This window comes from Arthrobacter sp. Z1-15 (assembly GCF_054792395.1).
Genome location: NZ_CP096454.1, coordinates 1,112,091 through 1,129,158, shown reverse-complemented (window position 1 = coordinate 1,129,158; position 17,068 = coordinate 1,112,091). Strand labels below are relative to the sequence as shown.

At 67.1% G+C, this 17,068-nt stretch carries 14 protein-coding genes; 7 read left to right on the top strand and 7 right to left on the bottom strand.

The genetic code is table 11. The annotated features are described in order from the left end of the window. Window positions 1–153: 153 nt before the first annotated feature. Together M1D40_RS05160 and M1D40_RS05155 are read right to left on the bottom strand one after the other, a co-directional pair. The gene (locus M1D40_RS05160) at window positions 154–648 is read right to left on the bottom strand and encodes a GNAT family N-acetyltransferase (protein ID WP_461170439.1); all 495 of its coding nucleotides are present in this window, start codon (window positions 646–648) and stop codon (window positions 154–156) included. 251 nt (window positions 649–899) lie between these two features. Next, entirely contained in the window at window positions 900–1,346 is a 447-nt protein-coding gene (locus tag M1D40_RS05155; protein ID WP_461170438.1) for a TraR/DksA family transcriptional regulator, read from the bottom strand. Between the two features lie 243 nt (window positions 1,347–1,589). Here M1D40_RS05155 and M1D40_RS05150 point away from each other — a divergent pair, with 243 nt between their 5' ends. Together M1D40_RS05150 and M1D40_RS05145 are read left to right on the top strand one after the other, a co-directional pair. Next, complete coding sequence (locus tag M1D40_RS05150; RefSeq protein ID WP_461170437.1) at window positions 1,590–2,306, top strand: methyltransferase domain-containing protein; 717 nt, start codon at window positions 1,590–1,592, stop codon at window positions 2,304–2,306. A 56-nt stretch (window positions 2,307–2,362) separates the two neighbouring features. Next, on the top strand, window positions 2,363–2,977 hold the full coding sequence (locus M1D40_RS05145; RefSeq protein ID WP_461170436.1) for a GNAT family N-acetyltransferase: 615 nt from the start codon (window positions 2,363–2,365) through the stop codon (window positions 2,975–2,977). Here the strand turns inward: M1D40_RS05145 and M1D40_RS05140 are convergent. The 4 genes from M1D40_RS05140 to M1D40_RS05125 all read right to left on the bottom strand — a co-directional run bounded on the left by M1D40_RS05140 (window position 2,974) and on the right by M1D40_RS05125 (window position 6,901). Next, window positions 2,974–3,783 carry an inositol monophosphatase family protein gene (locus M1D40_RS05140; RefSeq protein ID WP_461170435.1) on the bottom strand — a complete coding sequence of 270 codons (810 nt, stop codon included), beginning with the start codon at window positions 3,781–3,783 and terminating at the stop codon, window positions 2,974–2,976. The genes M1D40_RS05145 and M1D40_RS05140 overlap by 4 nt on opposite strands. After that, entirely contained in the window at window positions 3,780–5,996 is a 2,217-nt protein-coding gene (gene ligA / locus M1D40_RS05135) for an NAD-dependent DNA ligase LigA (protein WP_461170434.1), read from the bottom strand. The genes M1D40_RS05140 and ligA overlap by 4 nt, the downstream gene beginning before the upstream one ends. Before the next feature lie 202 nt (window positions 5,997–6,198). Beyond that, the gene (locus tag M1D40_RS05130) at window positions 6,199–6,504 is read right to left on the bottom strand and encodes a pore-forming ESAT-6 family protein (RefSeq protein WP_461170433.1); all 306 of its coding nucleotides are present in this window, start codon (window positions 6,502–6,504) and stop codon (window positions 6,199–6,201) included. 73 nt (window positions 6,505–6,577) lie between these two features. Continuing rightward, a complete protein-coding gene (locus M1D40_RS05125; protein ID WP_461170432.1) occupies window positions 6,578–6,901 on the bottom strand; it encodes a hypothetical protein in 324 nt (107 codons plus the stop codon). Between the two features lie 365 nt (window positions 6,902–7,266). On the opposite strand from M1D40_RS05125, the gene M1D40_RS05120 reads away from it, so the two are divergent. Beyond that, window positions 7,267–9,609 (top strand): FdhF/YdeP family oxidoreductase, encoded by a 2,343-nt coding sequence (locus M1D40_RS05120; RefSeq protein WP_461171008.1) that lies wholly within the window; start codon window positions 7,267–7,269, stop codon window positions 9,607–9,609. A gap of 149 nt (window positions 9,610–9,758) precedes the next feature. Here the strand turns inward: M1D40_RS05120 and M1D40_RS05115 are convergent, their stop codons facing one another. Continuing rightward, window positions 9,759–10,076, bottom strand: coding sequence for a DUF6457 domain-containing protein (locus M1D40_RS05115; protein ID WP_461170431.1), 318 nt, complete (start codon window positions 10,074–10,076; stop codon window positions 9,759–9,761). A 187-nt stretch (window positions 10,077–10,263) separates the two neighbouring features. Here M1D40_RS05115 and M1D40_RS05110 point away from each other — a divergent pair, with 187 nt between their 5' ends. The 4 genes from M1D40_RS05110 to eccCa are packed head-to-tail and all read left to right on the top strand — an operon-like array spanning window position 10,264 to window position 17,049. Continuing rightward, window positions 10,264–10,524 carry a hypothetical protein gene (locus M1D40_RS05110; RefSeq protein WP_461170430.1) on the top strand — a complete coding sequence of 87 codons (261 nt, stop codon included), beginning with the start codon at window positions 10,264–10,266 and terminating at the stop codon, window positions 10,522–10,524. 5 nt (window positions 10,525–10,529) lie between these two features. Continuing rightward, window positions 10,530–11,867, top strand: coding sequence for a type VII secretion integral membrane protein EccD (gene eccD / locus M1D40_RS05105; RefSeq protein WP_461170429.1), 1,338 nt, complete (start codon window positions 10,530–10,532; stop codon window positions 11,865–11,867). Further along, window positions 11,867–13,018, top strand: a complete 1,152-nt coding sequence (locus tag M1D40_RS05100; RefSeq protein ID WP_461170428.1) for a nucleotide-binding protein — start codon at window positions 11,867–11,869, stop codon at window positions 13,016–13,018. The genes eccD and M1D40_RS05100 overlap by 1 nt, the downstream gene beginning before the upstream one ends. Continuing rightward, the gene (gene eccCa, locus M1D40_RS05095) at window positions 13,015–17,049 is read left to right on the top strand and encodes a type VII secretion protein EccCa (RefSeq protein WP_461170427.1); all 4,035 of its coding nucleotides are present in this window, start codon (window positions 13,015–13,017) and stop codon (window positions 17,047–17,049) included. The genes M1D40_RS05100 and eccCa overlap by 4 nt, the downstream gene beginning before the upstream one ends. Window positions 17,050–17,068: the final 19 nt, after the last annotated feature.

Below are 17,068 nucleotides of genomic sequence, written 5' to 3'. Positions count from 1 at the left end.
CGTACGGATCCCCGGCCCGGGAGCGCAAGCTGGACTCGGAGACCGCCGCCTTCCCAGGGCAGGCTGCCCCAGGGCAGCCCGCTTAAGGACAGGCCGCTCAAGGACACCCCGCCCGCGGACAGACCGCCAAGGCCACTCGGGTGGCTTGAGGCCCTAGAGCTCCAGGCAGAAGACCCAGAGGATGATGTCCTCGTTCGGCACGTACCAGTCACGCTCGGGCACGCGCTTGAAGCCCATGGACTTGTACAGGGTATGCGCATTGGTCATCGGCGTCATGCTGGTCAGGCTGACGGTGTGGATTCCGTCGAGGCTGCGGGCGTACTCAATGACGGCGGCAACCAAAGCCCGGCCAACGCCGCCGCGCTGCAGCTGGGGGTCCACGGCGAGCATGCGGAACTCCAGCTCGCCTTCGATTGCGATGTCAGTGTACGGCTGACCGGCGAAAGTGATCGCAGTCGAAGCGGCCACCTTGCCGTCCAGCTCGGCAACCCAGACCAGTGCGTTGGCCGCTCGGTCCTCTACATTTTCAAGTTCCTTGACGTAGGGGTTGTCTGCTTCGATGAACCCGGCGCTCAGATACGCATCACGGGTGATCCGGCGGATGTCGTCAAAGTCTGCCTCGGTGGCCTGCCGGACGGTGATGCTCATGCGTGTTACGAATCCTTACGTGGGGTCTTGATTTCCAACGTAGATTCTAGCCCCACCAAACCACGGTCGGGCACCGCCGGTGACCCCGGACACGGTGGCAGACGCCAACCGGCCGGAGGCTTCCCCGGCCGACCGGCAACATCGGCGGCTCCCCCGGGAAAGACGTCGGGACGACGTCGGGAACGACGCCGGGCGGCCGACGCCGGTGTCCCCCAGCACCCGATGCCGCGAACGACGCCGGGCGCCGCGGCCTACCGCCGTCGGGCAGCGGCGGCGCAGGAGACGCAGAACCGGGCTTCGGGCCGTATCTCCAGGCGCTCGGCGGGGATGGGATTGCCGCAGTTCTCACACACTCCGTAGGTGCCCTTGTCCAGGCGGACGCGGGCGTCCAGGAGTTCGATGAGCGAGGATTCGGCGGCCGCCAGCAGCGCCATTTCGTTGTTCCGCTCCACCGAGACGGTGGACCCCTCCGGGTCATGTTCGTCGTCGGCGGGGGTGTCCTTGGCGGCGAGAGTCACTTCGCGGATGTCTGCGAGGACGGCGTCGATTTTTTCCCGGGCTTCGGCGATGCGTTCATCCAGCAACTGGGCGAAGTGCGCGGTGTCCAGATCAGCCGGGGTGGTGTGCGGCGGAGCCGGGGCGCGCGTACCTGCCGCAGCCGGGGCTTTGCGGGGAGCAGCGGTAACTTTACGGGTCATGAAATTCCTCCGGTCCATGAGTGGCAGGTGCCATCAATTATCCGTGCTCACCTGCTCAAACACCCGGCGCCGGAAGCCCGCTTTACTCAGGGCTTAATCGCTGCCCCCTGTCCACGCCCCTCCACTGGTTCCAGCCGGGGTCGGCTAGCATGACGGGAACCAAGACAAAGGCCGTCTGGTGCTGTCCGGCGGCCGCACAGGGGGAACAGCATGGTCGACGCGCATTAAAACGAGCCGCGCCTGGTGGCGCTCTACGACGAGGACAACTCCGGCAGCTGGGACACCGACTTCTACGCCGGCCTCATCGGGGACAAGCCACTGCGCGTGGCCGACGTGGGCTGCGGCACCGGCAGCTTCGCCGTCCGGCTGGCGCAGGCCGGTCACACCGTGGCCGGCATTGATCCCGCGGAGGGGATGCTGGATGCAGCTCGGACGCGCGACGGCGCCGAGCTGGTGACGTGGCTGCCCGGCACCGCCGCGGACCTGCCCGAAGGTCCCTTTGATGCCGCCGTCATGACCGGCCACGCGTTTCAGTGCCTGCTCACCCGGGCCGAGATCCTGGAAACGCTGCAGGCGGTCCGGTCCCGGCTCGCCCCCGGCGGCACCTTCTACTTCGAAACACGCAACCCCGCAGCCAAGGCCTGGCTGGGGTGGGACAGCGCTGCCGCCGGGCCGGAAGTGCAGGAGTCCTCGGCCGGGACGCTGGAAGTTGAATGGGAACTGATCTCCGTCCGGGAGATGCCCGACGGCGTCCTGGTCACCTTCGAGGACCGGACCCGTTTCCTGGCCGACGGCGCCGAATTTGCCAGCCGCAGCACCCTGAAGTTCGCCCCGGCGGACCTGCTGGAGCGGCTGCTGGAGCAGGCGGGCTTCAGCTCCGCGGACTGGTATGGAGACTGGCAGGGCGGCCCCTTTGTGGAAGCGACGAGCCGGGAGATCATCGTCGCCGCCCGGCGGTAGACGAGTGCCCGGACCGCCAGGCACGTCCGGGGAACCGGATAGGCCATGATGGTGCCATGACCGCGAATCCCACCGGCCCCCGCTGGCCCGTCATCACACCCCGCCTCGCCATCCGTCCCGCCGAAGCCGAAGACCTGCCGCGCATGTTTGAATACCGGCGGAAGCCCGAGGTCGCTCAATGGATGACAGCCCAGCCCACGGACGTGGACGTCTTCGTGGAGCGGCTCCGGCAGCCGGCGCATTTGGCGGCCACCTTTGCCGTGGAACAGGCCGGAGCCCTGGTCGGTGACCTATATCTTGCCCGCCAGGACGCGTGGGCGCAGCAGGAGGTAGAGGAGTTGGCGCGCGGCACGCAGGCCGAGATCGGCTACGTCATTGCACCGGAGTTCGCCGGGCGGGGGTACGCGAGCGAAGCCGTAGCTGCACTAGTGCGCGTCTGCTTCGAGGACCTGGGCCTGCGCCGGGTGGTGGCGGAGTGTTTCGCCGACAACACCGCTTCCTGGCGGGTCATGGAAAAAGCGGGGATGCGGCGTGAGGGGCGGTTCCGCCAAGGGTCCCTCCACCGTTCGGGGCGCTGGCTGGATGACCTCCGCTACGCGCTCCTGGCCGACGAATGGCGTGCATCCCGGGCCGGCGGAAGTGCCGTGGCAGAACCGCCCCTCCACACCTAGCCCAGCAGCGCAGCTCCGGCCGTCGTGACGGCGTCGAGCCGCTCCGCGTCGTCGGCCGGCTGCGGCGGCCGCTGCACCGGCACACCGGCTTCCTCGGCAATCAGGGCACCCGCGGCATAGTCATATTCGTTGAGGCCGCGCTCAATGTAGGCGTCCAGGCTGCCGTCCGCCACCATGCACAGGTCCAGGGCCGCAGACCCCAGCCGCCGCACATCGGCGAATTCCCCGGCCAGCCGGGCCAGGGCCGCGTACTGCTCGGAACGCACGCCGGCGTCATAAGAGAACCCGGTGCCGAGCAGCTTTCCGACCCGCTCCGGATCGGGGCCGGTCAGCTGACGGACGTTCCCGTGCTCGGCCAGCCAGGCCCCGTGGCCGCGGGCCGCCGAGTAGACGCGCACCAGCGCCGGTGCATGCACGACGCCGGCCAGCCACTCGCCGTCGTCGTTCACCGCCGCGACCGACGTGGCGTAGTAGACGATGTTGCGGATGAAGTTGGTGGTGCCGTCCAGCGGATCGATGGACCAGCGGATGCCGGACGCGTGGACCGGCACACTGTCCTCCAACTCCTCGCCGGTGATCGTGTCCTGCGGCCGGCGGCGGGTGATGACTTCCCTGACTGCCTGCTCGGCCGCTGTGTCGAACTCGGTCACCCAGTCACCGTCGGCACTCTTGTTGACCGCGTTCAGCCCCTCGAAAGTGCGCCGCGCCAGCACCGCTGCCCCGGCGGCAGCCGCCTCGCGGGCAACGTCGAGCAGTTCCAGCGGATCGGCAGCGGGTACCGCAACGGGGTCCGGAAGCGGGGTCATGCCTGGTCCTCTTCCAGCCGGCCGGCCAACAGTGCGCGGAAACCGTCTTCGTCAATCACGCGCACACCCAGCTGCTCGGCCTTGTCCAGCTTGGTGCCGGCATTCTCACCGGCCACCACGTAGTCGGTCTTCCTGGAGACCGAGCCGGAAGCCTTGCCGCCGCGGGTCAGGATCGCTTCCTTGGCCTCGTCGCGGCTGAAGTTCGGCAGGGTGCCGGTGACGACGACGGTCAGTCCTTCCAGGGTCCGCGGCATGGATTCGTCGCGCTCATCGGCCATCCGCACCCCGGCCGCGGCCCAGGCATCCACAATCTCGCGGTGCCAGTCCTCGGCGAACCATTCCTTCAGTGCGGCAGCGATGGTCGGGCCGACGCCGTCGACGTGCGCCAGCTGCTCTTCCGTCGCGGCCCGGATGGCATCCATGGAACCGAAGGCGCCGGCGAGGGCGCGCGCCGCCGTCGGGCCCACGTGACGGATGGACAGCGCCACCAGAACCCGCCACAGCGGCTGGGTTTTGGCCTTCTCGAGTTCGGTGAACAGTTTGCGCGTGGTGGCGCTGGGCTCCGAGGGTTTCTTGGCCGTGCCCTTGGTGTAGAAGTACGGCACGAGTTCGGTGCCGTCCACCACGCCCTTGACCCGTTTGGGCCGTTCGATCCGCACGTCCGCCAGGTCTTCGATCTTCAGGTCGAACAGGCCGGCTTCGCTGGTCAGCGGCGGGGTTTCCGGCTCTGCGGGCTGCGTCAGCGCAATTGCTGCCTCCCACCCGAGTGCCTCGATGTCGAAGGCGCCGCGGCCGGCCAGGTGGAAGACCCGTTCGCGCAGCTGCGAGGGGCAGGACTTGGCGTTGGGGCAGCGGATGTCCACGTCCCCTTCCTTGGCCGGCTTCAGTTCCGTGCCGCAGGAGGGACAGTGGGTCGGCATTACGAAGTCGCGTTCGCTGCCGTCGCGGAGTGCGACGACGGGGCCCACAATTTCGGGGATCACGTCGCCGGCCTTGCGCAGCACTACGGTGTCGCCGATCTTCACGCCCTTGGCCTTCACCACGTCCTGGTTGTGCAGCGTGGCCATCTCCACCGTGGAACCGGAGACCAGCACCGGCGTCATCATCCCGTAGGGCGTAACGCGGCCGGTGCGGCCCACGTTGACGCGGATGTCCAGCAGCTTGGTGTTCACTTCCTCGGGCGGGTACTTGTAGGCCACGGACCAGCGCGGCACGCGGGACGTGTTGCCCAGGGCGCGCTGCAGGCCGAAGTCATCCACCTTGACCACGATGCCGTCGATTTCGTGCGAGAGGTCGTGCCGGTGCTCGCCGTTGTCGGCAATGTACTTCAGCACTTCCTCATAGGTGTCCAGCACCTTGTAATAGGGCGACGTCGGCAGGCCCCACTGTTTCAGCAGTTCGTAGGTTTCGGACTGGCTGGCCACGTTGAGCCCTTCGCGGGCGCCGATGCCGTGCACGTACATGCTCAGCGGGCGGCGGGCGGTGACTTCGGGATCCTTCTGCCGCAGGGAGCCGGCGGCGGCGTTGCGCGGGTTGGCGAAGGGCGCCTTGCCGGCTGCCACCATGGTTTCGTTGAGATGCGCGAATTCCTTGGAGGGGATGAAGACCTCCCCGCGGATCTCCATTTCCGCCGGGAGGTCTTCGCCCTTGAGGGTGCGCGGGATCGAGGCGATGGTCAGTACGTTGTGGGTGATGTCCTCCCCCGTGGTGCCGTCGCCGCGGGTGGCGGCCCGGACCAGTTCACCGCTGCGGTAGAGCAGGTTCACCGCCAGTCCGTCGATCTTGAGTTCCGTGAGCCACTTAATCTTTGCGCCGGGAGCAATGTTGGCCACGGAGGACTCGGCCTTGCGTACCCAGGCGTCCAGCTCGTCCAGGGAGAAGACATCCTCGAGGCTGTACATCCGCTGCAGGTGTTCCACCGGGGCGAAGGCCGCCGATACTTCTCCGCCCACCTCCTGCGTGGGTGAGTCATTGGTGACCAGTTCCGGGTGCAGCGCCTCAATCTCTTCCAGGCGGCGGTAGAGCCGGTCAAATTCGGCGTCCGAAACCAGGGGCGCGTCTTCGTTGTAATACGCGAAGCGGTAGCGGCGCACCTGCTCGGCGAGCGCCTGGTATTCCTCGCGCAGGTCTTCCGCGGGCGGGGTGTCGGTACTGACCGATTCGACGGCGGCTTCGGTGTCCGTGGGTTCAGGAGATGTCTTGGCTGTGCTCACCTAACCAATCTTGCCCCATAGCGTCCGTGAGCGGGAGTTATACGAAACGGACGGCGTCGGGCGCCAGCGGCCTCGGACAGCAGCTCCTACACTCCGTTTCGGCCGTCTCCGCCGTTTCCGTCGCAGTGCCCGGGCAAATGGATTTTCGAAAGAATCAACGGCGCCGGGTTCAGCCGACGCCGTTGAGGTCTGTGTCCGGTCGCTAGCCGATGTTCTGGACTGCGCCTCTGGCGCGGGCGCCGGCGCTGGACGCCGTCTGGTCATTCAGGTTCAGGGTTTGCTTCACAAGGGCAATGATGTTCCTGGTTTCATTGGCCGCGTTCCGAAAGCGGTTCTCCACGGCCTGGTAGTCCTCGGAGACGCCGTCGGCCTGAAAATCCGACATGGCGGAATTCACTGCTTTCTCCCGCTCGCCGATGAGCGATTCGAGCCGGCCCACAATGGACTGGATATCCCCCTGCACGGCGGAGGAGGTGTCGGTGTCATAACTCAAACGATCCTGGGACATGGCTAACCTTTCAAAATCAGTCGGGAAATCAGTTAGGCGGAACGAGGAGAAGAACTTCGCGAAAGCGGTGCGCTCAGCGCGAGGAACCGAAGCGGGCAGCGTCAAAGCTTGCGGCGCCCTGCTGCTGCTGGGCATTGTCAGCGCTTTCCTGATCACCCGTGTGGAAAGACCTGTCCATCTCGGACTGTCCCATCAAAATGGCTGCCAGGGACCCGTTCAGCTCATTGGCCACCTCGTCGGTGCGGGCCTTGAACTCGTCGAACTTCACCCGGCCCGAACCGTTGAACTTGCCTTCCAGGGGAGCCACCGCCTCGACCAGCGCCCGCACCAGCTGACCGAGATCCTGGTTGGAGGCCCCCGTCTGCTGCGTCAGTGTCCCCAGTGTCTGCGAACCCATATCAAATTTCATCACTGCCCACCTTCAGCGCCTGAGCGCCCTCGTCCGGTTTGGTCTCCGGCACTAAACCAGGCTTCCCTGCGGATCCCCTTGGCCTGCCGATGGCTATATCCAACGCGGACGCTCCGGGAAACACCATGCGGGGAGTCGGGCCTGTGGATAACTGCGGGTCTGGACGGCGGCGGGGCCGCCTGCCACCGGGTCTGGAACAGTGTCCGGAGCGGGCCGGCCTTTCGCCGCGCGCGGCGAAAACCTTGCTATGGGGTGCGGCACCTGCTAGGCCTATTCCTACGGAAGTGGCGGGCCGGTCCGGGATGCTCCGGGACCTGAGGCTGCCGACGGCGGATGGTGAAGGGAAGTGCATGGTGGCACGGAAGGAACCCCGCGTTGAAAACGTGGACGAGAAGGACATACAGGTCACGTCCCCCAAATCCTGGGCGGCGGGCGTGCCGGGGGTCTACAACTCGCTGAAGCCGGCACTTCAGCACATGGGCGTGAAGCGGACGCTCGAAGCCACGTTCAAAATGAACCAGAAGGACGGCTTCGACTGCCCCAGCTGCGCCTGGCCGGATCCGAACCACCGCAGCAAATTCGAATACTGCGAAGAGGGCGTTAAGGCCGTCACGTGGGAAGCCACGCCGGTGGTCATATCCTCGGACTTCTGGGCCGAGCACAGCATCAGTGACCTCCGCGAACGCACCGAATACTGGCTGGGCATGCAGGGCCGCCTCACCGAGCCGGTCTACAAACCGGCCGGAGAAGACCATTACCGTCCCGTCAGCTGGGACGAGGCCTTCCGGATTGTGGCGGACAAGCTCAACAGCCTCGAGTCCCCGCACGAGGCCGCCTTCTACACCAGCGGCCGCACCTCGAATGAGGCCGCTTTCCTGTACCAGCTCGTAGTCCGCGGTTTCGGCACCAACAACCTGCCGGACTGCTCCAACATGTGCCACGAATCCTCGGGGTGGGCCATGGGCCAGACCATTGGGATCGGCAAGGCCACCGTCACGTACGACGATTTCGGCAAGGCGGACCTCATCATTCTGATGGGACAGAACCCCGGCACCAACCATCCGCGCATGCTGACGGCCCTCGAAAGCTGCAAGCGCAACGGCGGCAGCATCGTTGCCGTCAACCCGCTGCCCGAAGCCGGCCTGCGGCGGTACAAGAACCCGCAGAAGGTCCGCGGCGTTGCAGGCAAGGGCACCGAGCTCGCCGACCAGTTCCTGCAGATCCGCCTCGGCGGCGACATGGCCCTGCTGCAGGCGATCTCCAAACGGGTCCTCGAAGCCGAGGAACGGAACCCGGGCACCGTTCTGGACCACGACTTCCTGGAAAAGCACTGCGAAGGCCTCGAAGACCTCAAGCAGCATCTGGCCCATTTGGATGACGCCACCGTAGTTGAAGCCACGGGGCTGCCCATCGAAGAGATTAATGAGCTCGCCGAACGGTATCTCAAGGCCGACAAGGTCATCATCACCTGGGCCATGGGCATCACGCAGCAGAAAAAGGCCGTGCCCACAATCAAGGAAATGATCAACCTGCTGCTGCTGCGCGGGAACATCGGGAAGCCGGGTGCCGGCGCCGCTCCGATCCGCGGGCACAGCAACGTCCAGGGCGACCGCACAATGGGCATCTGGGAGCAGATGCCGCCGGCCTTCCTGGACTCGCTCGGAAAGGAATTCAATTTCGATCCGCCGCGGGACCACGGCGCTGACGCCGTCGAAACCTTCTACCGGATGCACGACGGACGCGTCAAAGTGTTCGTCGCCCTGGGCGGGAACCTCATCTCGGCAATCTCGGATACGCAGTTCGCTGAAAGCGCGATGCAGAAGACCGATATGACGGTCCAGATTTCCATCAAGCTCAACCGCTCCCATCTCATTACCGGGCAGGAGGCCCTGATTCTGCCGACGAAGGGCCGGACGGAGCTGGACGTCCAGGAAAGCGGGCCGCAGTTCGTGTCGGTGGAGGACACGGTGTGCGCCGTTCATGCCTCGCGCGGAAACCTGAAGCCGGTGTCCGACAATCTGCTCTCCGAACCCGCGATCGTGTCCCGGCTCGGCGCTTTGATCGTCGGGGACAGGATCGACGCCGACTGGGCGGGTTTTGAGAAAAACTACGACCTGATCCGGGAACATATCGGCCGGGTGGTTGAGGGGTGCGACAACTACAACGAGAGGATCCGGCACGAGGGAGGGTTTGTGCTGCCCAACGGACCGCGGGACTCGCGCACCTTCCACACGCCGACCGGCAAGGCCGTGCTGACGGTGAACGATTTGGAAGCCGTCGAACGCCCCGAAGGGACCCTCATCCTGCAGACGCTGCGCTCCCACGACCAGTGGAACACCACCATTTACGGACACAACGACCGGTACCGGGGCATCCGCGGCGGACGCCATGTGCTGTTCATGAATGCCGCCGATATTGAAGAGCTGGGCCTGAAGGACGGGCAGTACGTGGACATCCACGGCGTGCACCACGACAACGCAGTGCGGGTCCTGCGGAAATTCCGCGTTGTCTCCTACCCCACACCCAAAGGCTGCGTGGCGGCCTATTACCCTGAGGCGAACGTCCTGGTGCCCATGGACCATGTAGCCGAGGGCAGCAACACGCCCGTGTCGAAAACGGTGCTCGTGCGCGTGGAGCCCAACCTGGACCCTGCTGCGGAGCAGTCCGAGGATTTCAAGACCCGGACCCCTGCCTAGGACCGGCTGGCTAAAGCCCGGCGAAGCCTCGGCTGCACGGCCCTGCACGACCTCTGCATCATCCGAAAAATCCGACAGCTGCCCCGCCGGCCTCCGCCGGCGGGGCAGCTGTTTTCCTGCCTGCGGGGCGATGCCCACCGCGATGCGAGCTACTGGGCGGAGTCCTTCCAGCCCGGCTGATCCGGTCCCTCCAGACCGGTGGCCGCCAGCTGGAAGGCCGTGTCGGCTGCGCTCTGGACCGCCTCGTCGGCGGCCTTCCGGCCGCTGGTCTTGGAGAGCCCGGCGGCGTACCCCACCACGAACGTGCTGATCAGGCCGGCATTGGCGCCCACAGATTTGGACGACTGTTCAGCCAGTTCCACGAGCATCTTGTGATCCACTTCCAAGTCCAAAATCTGCAGTGCCTGGGTCAGGCGCCTGCTCCAATCGCTCAGCGTGCGTTCTTCGGTGTCAGGGTTGGAACTCATGGCATCTCCTTCGGTGCGGACTGGTGCATCAAGAACTAGCACCGGCCGCTGCATTGCACAACGCCTGCACCTCCGCGCGTCGCTGACCGGATTTCCGAAGTTATCCCCAGACCGCGAATTCCGGCAGCGGGAAAACGCCCCCGGTGCAAGGATGTACGCAACGTGTCCAAAGGGCGAGGGGACCTCAATGGCCAGCGACTACGACAACCAGCTCATTGAGTCCGTCACCGTGCGCCGGCACCGGCTGCTCACTGCCCTGCTCTTCGGGGAAAACCCCAATGAGCGCCGCTGGATGGACAGCCTCCGCTTGTTCATCCTCAGCGTGGCAGCCGCCGCGGTCATCGCCTCCGTCTGCGTCGGATACTCCTTCGTCAGCAACCTTCTCGCTGAAAACCGTGCCAAACAGGAACAACAGGCACACCAGCCGTACTCCTGGACAGGGGCCTGAAAGCCATGGCGCATGCCTTCACCCGTGTCACTCTCGTCGGCTCCCGCAGGCACGTTGACCTGCTCCTGCCCTCCAACCAGCCCGTCGGCCTGCTCCTTCCGCAGGTGCTGAACCTGCTGGGCGACCCGCCGGCCGAAGCGGTTGCGGCGAAGGTCCTGGTGGCGCCCGACGGCACCGAGCTCAACGCAGAAGCTTCCCTGGAGCAGGCCCGGGTCCTGGACGGGTCGTCCCTGCTGCTCTGCAACGCCTCGGAAGCTCCTCCGGCCGCCGTCGTCTACGACGTCAATGATCTGGTGGTCAGTGAAACGGGAGCGGTATCGGGCCGGTGGAACCACCGCTGGCGGGACCTCACGGCAGGCACCTTTACGGCAGCGGGAATTTGGGCCGGCGCGGAAATCCTGCTCGCCTCGCTGGCACCGGAATCAGCATGGTGGATGCTGCTTGTGCTGTCCCTGCTCGGGCTGGCCGCAGGATCAGCGGCAAACCGTCCGCCTCGCCGCACCGCCGCCGGCTCCGCGTTGCTTGCGGCAGGCTGGCTCACCGGGCTGGGCGGAGCCCTCCACCTGTATGGCGGTGTTCAGGAACGCCTTCCATCTGCCGCACTGGCACTGGCCGGATTGTCCGTACTGACGCTCGCCTCGCTGGGGGCCGGCGCCGCCCGGCCCCGCGCCTGGTTCAGCGGTGCGGCCATATTGGCCCTGGCTGCCGGGCTGTGGACTGCCGCCGGTGCCCTTGCCGGGGATTCCGTACGGACCGGAGCCCTCGCAGCCCTGGCAAGTGCACTGCTTCTGGGGCTGCTGCCCAAACTGGCCCTTGCCTCCTCCGGACTGGCCACCCTGGATGATCAACGGGCCAAGGGCGGTCCTATTGCCCGTACCGACGCCGTCGAAGCCGTGGCAGCAGCCCACAGCACCCTGACGCTGGGCACTGTCGTTACGGCGCTCTCCCTGGCTCCCGGCCTGTGGCTGCTCGGCACCGATACCAGCCGCCAGCACTGGACACTCCCCCTGCTGCTGGCCCTGACGCTGGCCCTGTTCCTGCGGACCCGTTCCTTTCCGCTGGCGCCGCAGCGCGTTGCCCTGTACTTGGCTGCCGCCGTCGGGCTGGCAGCCGCCACGCTGGCTGCGCTGCGCTTCCTCCCGGACCAGGCCTGGGCTGTGGGATTGGCCGTTCTGGGAACCGCGGCGGGTGCCGCCGTTGCACTGACAACCACGTTCCCGGATCACACCCAAGCCCGTTTCCGTCTCCTGGCCAAGCGGGTGGAGTCCGCTGCGATCCTGGCGTCGGTGCCGTTGGCTGTGGGGCTCTTCGGTGTGTTCGGCCAGCTCCTGGGGAGCTTCTGATGCAGGGCACCAAGATGTCCCCGCCCCAGCCGGAACCGTACGGCGACCCGGCCCGCAGTTCGGTTGACGGCTTCGAATCCGCTGCCCAGCGGATGCGGAGGGTGCTGCGGACCCGGCCCGCGGAATCCGCCCTGCACCGGGTCCTCGCAGGCTCCGCGGATTTGTTCCGCGGCGATGACTATCCGCAGCGGTTGGCGGAAGCAGCCGCGGGAACCCAGCTGCCCGTCACGACGGGGCGCCGCATCGCCGTGGTGGGCACCCGCGGCGGGGCAGGCAAGACCACCGTGTCAGCGTTGCTGGCACGCATCTACGCGGCCATGCGCACGGACACCGTTGCCGCCGTCGACCTGGCTCCCGGAGCCGGAACGCTGGGGCTGCGACTCGGAGTCCCCCACGCGCCGCCGCTGGAAACGGCAGCCGCCCGGCTGCGGACGGGTACTCCGGACTCGCTGCGCGGACTCGCCGCCCTCCTGACGGCCGCGGAGCCGGCAAATCTGCTCGTCACCGGCCGGCGCCGAACCTTGGAACGCGCTGCAGACGGCGTCCCGCGCCCTTCCGCCGGGACCTGGACCCCCGCAGGCCCGCTGGTCCCGCCCGCCTGGACTCCGGACGGCGCTGCTGCACCGCCGGGGCCCGGTGCAGCCGGTGAAGAGACCGGTCAGGACGTGCCCGACGGCGCCTCACGGATGTCCCGGGTCATCTCCCGTTACTGCCCCATCACCCTTTTCGACTGCGGCCCGGGGCTCACGGACCCGGCGGTGCTGTGGGCGGTGGCGAACTCCCATTTGGCGGTCTTCGTAACACCGGCCAGCGTGGCCGGGTTGGAAGACGCCCTCGAGTACTCCGAAGCCTGGCGGCACTCTCCCGGACTCTCCGGCGTCCCGCTGCTGGTGCTCGTGGCCCAACCCGCCGGCGACATGCTCAGGGCGTCGCGGGAAACCGGACGCCTGCTCCGGGCCGGCGTGGAGACGGTCCATCTGGGTCACGACCGGCACCTGGCAGCAGGTGTCGAAGTCGATCCTTCCCTGCTCTCCCGCCGCACCCGGATCGAGGCCGTGGTAGTGGCTTCCCGGGTTCTTTCCGCAGCCGCCCCCACCCCGGGAAGCCGGCGCCCCGGGGAGCAGCCAGCACGACGAAACGTGTACCCGTGAGCACAAAAATCCTGCACCGTCCCGCACGCACCACAGCCCCGGCGCGAACCATCGATGCATTCACTCTGGATGCCCCGCCGTCGATCGAAGGCGGCAAAAGCGGCATGAACATGATGTCCCTGGTCCCCCTGCTCGGAGCGGGGGTCTCGATGACCGTCATGATGCTTTTTCGCGGGTCTCCGCTGGCAGCCGTGGGTGCCCTGATGATGATCGTCACGATCATCGCCTCGGTCATCATGTTGCTGAGCCAGCGCGGCCGGCAGGGAAAGCAGCGCCGGGAACAGCGGGAAAACTATCTGGAGTATCTGGAACGCTCACGGGCCACCCTCCGGGCCGATGCGCTGGCGGCCCTTGCGATCGCGCGGGCCGCCAGCCCGCCCCCGGACGCCCTTTTTGACATCCTCCGCGACCCGCGCCGGATCTGGGAGCGGCGCCGCTCCAATGAAGACTTCCTGCACGTGCGGATCGGAACCGGTTCGCGCCGCAACCGTGACGTCAACATCATGAATGCCGGATCGGCGCTCGCCCAAACGGACACCTTCATGACCACCGAGCTGGAAATCCTCAAGCGGCGGTACGAATCCAGTCCGGAGCTGCCGCTCACCGTACCGCTGGACTGCGCCGGCAACGTTTCGGTGGTGGGCTCGCGCGGCTTCGTGACCTCGGTGGCCCGGCTCCTGCTCGCCGAAGCCGCCGCGTTCCACTCCCCCGAAGACCTTCATCTGGCGCTGCTCGTGCCGGAGGAACGGCGGGACGAATGGGAATGGGCCACGTGGCTGCCGCACCTGGCGGATCAGAAAACCGCCCACGCAACGGGCCCGGTCCGGCGGCTCGCCCCCTCAGCCGGTGCGCTGGTTGACGTGCTCTCCGAGGACCTGCACAACCGCTCCTCCCTGGCCGCTGAATCCCGCAAGAACTTCCTGCGCGGCGGCGTCGGCACCTCGCTTCCACGGCTGCTGGTGGTCAGCGACTCGTACGGCGTGCTTCCGGCGGAGCTGCAGCTGCCGGACCAGCAGGCCTCCGCTGCTTCCCTGGGCATCACAACGCTCTTCCTCGTCGCCGACCGGCAGCAGGAACCGGGCGAGGTGGCGGTGCGGATCAGCGAGGCACCCGGCGGGACCTTCATGCTGGAAAACTACCGCGAGGATCCGGTGAATCCCACCGTCGAACGCGGAACCCTGGACACGCTTCCGGTACCGCTGGCGGAGGCCCTCGCACGGGAGCTGGCACCGCTGCGCCTGTCCCCGGACTCGCTGGAACACGACACGTCCGAGAACGCCCAGGGCTTCCTGGAAATGCTGGGCCTGTCTGCCAATCTGGACGAGGCGGACATCCGGCGGCTGTGGAAGCCCCGCGGCGAGGTTGATTTCCTGCGGGTGCCCTTGGGGCCGGACGACCGCGGCCGCCCGGCGCTGCTGGATCTGAAGGAGTCGGCACAGTTCGGCCACGGACCGCACGGCCTCTGCGTGGGTGCCACCGGGTCAGGCAAATCCGAGATGCTGCGCAGCATGGTGGTGGGGCTGCTGGCCACCCACTCCCCCGAGGTCCTGGCCATGGTGCTGGTGGACTACAAGGGCGGCGCCACTTTCGCACCGTTTGCCGGCGCGCCGCAGGTAGCCGGCGTCATCACCAACCTGTCCGACGACGTCAGCCTGATCGAGCGCGTCTATGCGAGCCTCGCAGGGGAAATCCAGCGGCGCCAGGAAGTCCTCAAGGCGGCCGGCAACCTCGCCAACATCACGGACTACCAGCTGCACCGGCAGGAACTGAAGGCCAGCGGCCGGGAACTGGCGCCCCTGCCGCATCTGGTGGTGATCATCGACGAGTTCGGCGAACTGCTCACAGCCCGCCCGGATTTCATCGAGCTCTTCCTCTCCATCGGCCGCATCGGACGTTCCATCGGGGTTCACCTGCTGCTCTCCAGCCAGCGGATCGAAGGTGGAAAGCTGCGCGGCCTGGACACCTACCTCAGCTACCGGATAGGACTGCGCACCCTCTCCGAAGCGGAATCCCGGACGGTTCTGGACACCCCCGATGCCTTTCATTTGCCGCCCGTTCCCGGGTTCGGCTACTTGAAGGTGGACATCACCACCTATACCCGGTTCAAGGCGGGGTATGTGTCCGGTCCGCTCGAGTCCGCACAGCAGGACGAGGGGCCTGCCGGAAAGGACGACCAGCCGCCGGTCCTGCCGGTTCCGCGGTACGCCGCGTCCCTGGCGGCGCCGGCGGGTGACCAGACCGGCAAGGGCGGTGCCGGCGGCGGCGGGGCCGCGGCTGCGCCGTCGTCGACGCCGTCCTCCAAACGCACCACGGGGCCTACCGTCCTCTCTACGCTCATGAAGACCCTGTCCGCGTTCCCGCGGGCTGTTGCCCCCATCTGGCTCCCTCCCCTGCCCCGCGGCATTTCGCTGGACCGGGCTGCCGGCGGATTCTCCGATGACAAGGGGCTGCGGCTGGCCAGCGGCGGGTCGCTGCGGGTCCCGGTGGGCCTGCTGGATGACCCGGCCAAGCAGTGGCAGGGAATCTGGGAGCTGGATCTTGCCTCCAACGGCGGCAATGCGGCCATCGTCGGCGGGCCGCAGACCGGCAAGAGCACCGCCCTGCGCACCATTGTGGCCGCACTGTCGCTGACGCACAGCCCGGCCGAGGTGGGCATCTACGCCATTGACCTGCTCGGCAGCAGCCTGCTGCCGCTGGAAGGGCTGCCGCACGTGGGCGGCGTGGCGGTGCGCACCAACCGGGAAGTGGTTCGGCGGACCGTGGATGAACTCCTGGCCATGCTCGCCCACCGCGAGCATGTGTTCGAGAAATACCAGGTGGATTCGCTGCCAACCCTGCGCCGGCGGTGCCTGGCCGGGGAAATCCCCGAGCTGCCCAGCGCCGACATCGTGCTGGTCCTGGATGGATACGGACAGCTCAGCGATGAATTCGAGGACATTGAAAAGGCTGTTCACGGCCTGATCAGCCGCGGCGCCGGCTACGGCATCCATGTGATCGCCACCTGCTCGCGGATGAACGAGATCCGGATCTCCCAGCAGAGTTTCTTCGGCAACCGGGTTGAGCTCCGGCTCGCCGATCCCGGCGAGTCCGCCCACGGCCGGAAGCTTGCGGAGGCGGTGAGCACGGACAGCCCCGGCCGGGCCCTGATGGACCGCAAACTGCAGGGGCACTTTGCGCTGCCGCGGCTGGACTCGGACCCCGACGGCGGATCCGCCACTGAAGGTCTGCGGGAACTGGTTACGGCAGTGGCGGCATCAACCTTGGAACGGGCGATGCAGGTCAGGGTTCTGCCCGCCGTTGTCTCCGCGGGCGCCGCGCCCACCCCCGAGGCTGAGGCCTCGGTTCCGCTGGGCCTAAGGGAGACCGACCTGGGAACGGAAATCCTGGACCTTCACGGCAGGGAACGGCATCTGCTGGTCATGGGCGACGACGGCGCCGGCAAGACCAACGTTATGCGCTCGGTGATCCGCCGGCTTTTGGATCAGCACCTTCCCGACGGAATTGTCTTCGCCGTCTTCGACCCGCGCCGCAGCCTCACCGGCGAAGTCCCGGCCGAGTCCCTGGGCGGCTACGCCACGAGTGCCGCACTGGCTGACCAGCTCGCCGCCGCCGTCGCCGGGGAACTGCAGAAACGCAGCACTGCGGCTCCGGAGGAGCTGGCCGGGCTGCCGCGCATCGTGCTCGTGATTGACGACTACGACGTCCTGACCGCCGGCGGATCATCGCCGCTGAGCCGGTTGACGCCGTTCCTGCCGCTGGCACCGGAAATCGGCCTGCATGCAGTCCTGTCCCGGAGAGTGCGCGGGGCCAGCCGGGGCATGTACGAGGCGTTCTTCACCTCGCTGCGTGATTCCGGCAGCGCCGCCCTGATTCTCTCCGGCGACCGTGCCGAGGGGACGCTGATTAACGGCATCAGGGCCCGAACGCTGCCGCCGGGACGGGCTCAGCTGATCCAGCCGGGCAAACCGGTCCAGGTGCTCCAGCTGTTCCACAACGATGACGAGAGCCGCGTTCTGACCGGTGCGGGGTGACGGCCGGCACCGGTCCGGG

Bases quoted from the DNA above. Each gene is read 5' to 3' on its own strand.
- M1D40_RS05155 (WP_461170438.1), bottom strand. From the start codon at position 1,346: ATGACCCGTAAAGTTACCGCTGCTCCCCGCAAAGCCCCGGCTGCGGCA.
- M1D40_RS05145 (WP_461170436.1), top strand. From the start codon at position 2,363: ATGACCGCGAATCCCACCGGCCCCCGCTGGCCCGTCATCACACCCCGC.
- M1D40_RS05130 (WP_461170433.1), bottom strand. From the start codon at position 6,504: ATGTCCCAGGATCGTTTGAGTTATGACACCGACACCTCCTCCGCCGTG.
- M1D40_RS05110 (WP_461170430.1), top strand. From the start codon at position 10,264: ATGGCCAGCGACTACGACAACCAGCTCATTGAGTCCGTCACCGTGCGC.
- M1D40_RS05115 (WP_461170431.1), bottom strand. From the start codon at position 10,076: ATGAGTTCCAACCCTGACACCGAAGAACGCACGCTGAGCGATTGGAGC.
- M1D40_RS05125 (WP_461170432.1), bottom strand. From the start codon at position 6,901: ATGGGTTCGCAGACACTGGGGACACTGACGCAGCAGACGGGGGCCTCC.
- M1D40_RS05160 (WP_461170439.1), bottom strand. From the start codon at position 648: ATGAGCATCACCGTCCGGCAGGCCACCGAGGCAGACTTTGACGACATC.
- M1D40_RS05100 (WP_461170428.1), top strand. From the start codon at position 11,867: ATGCAGGGCACCAAGATGTCCCCGCCCCAGCCGGAACCGTACGGCGAC.
- M1D40_RS05140 (WP_461170435.1), bottom strand. From the start codon at position 3,783: ATGACCCCGCTTCCGGACCCCGTTGCGGTACCCGCTGCCGATCCGCTG.
- eccD (WP_461170429.1), top strand. From the start codon at position 10,530: ATGGCGCATGCCTTCACCCGTGTCACTCTCGTCGGCTCCCGCAGGCAC.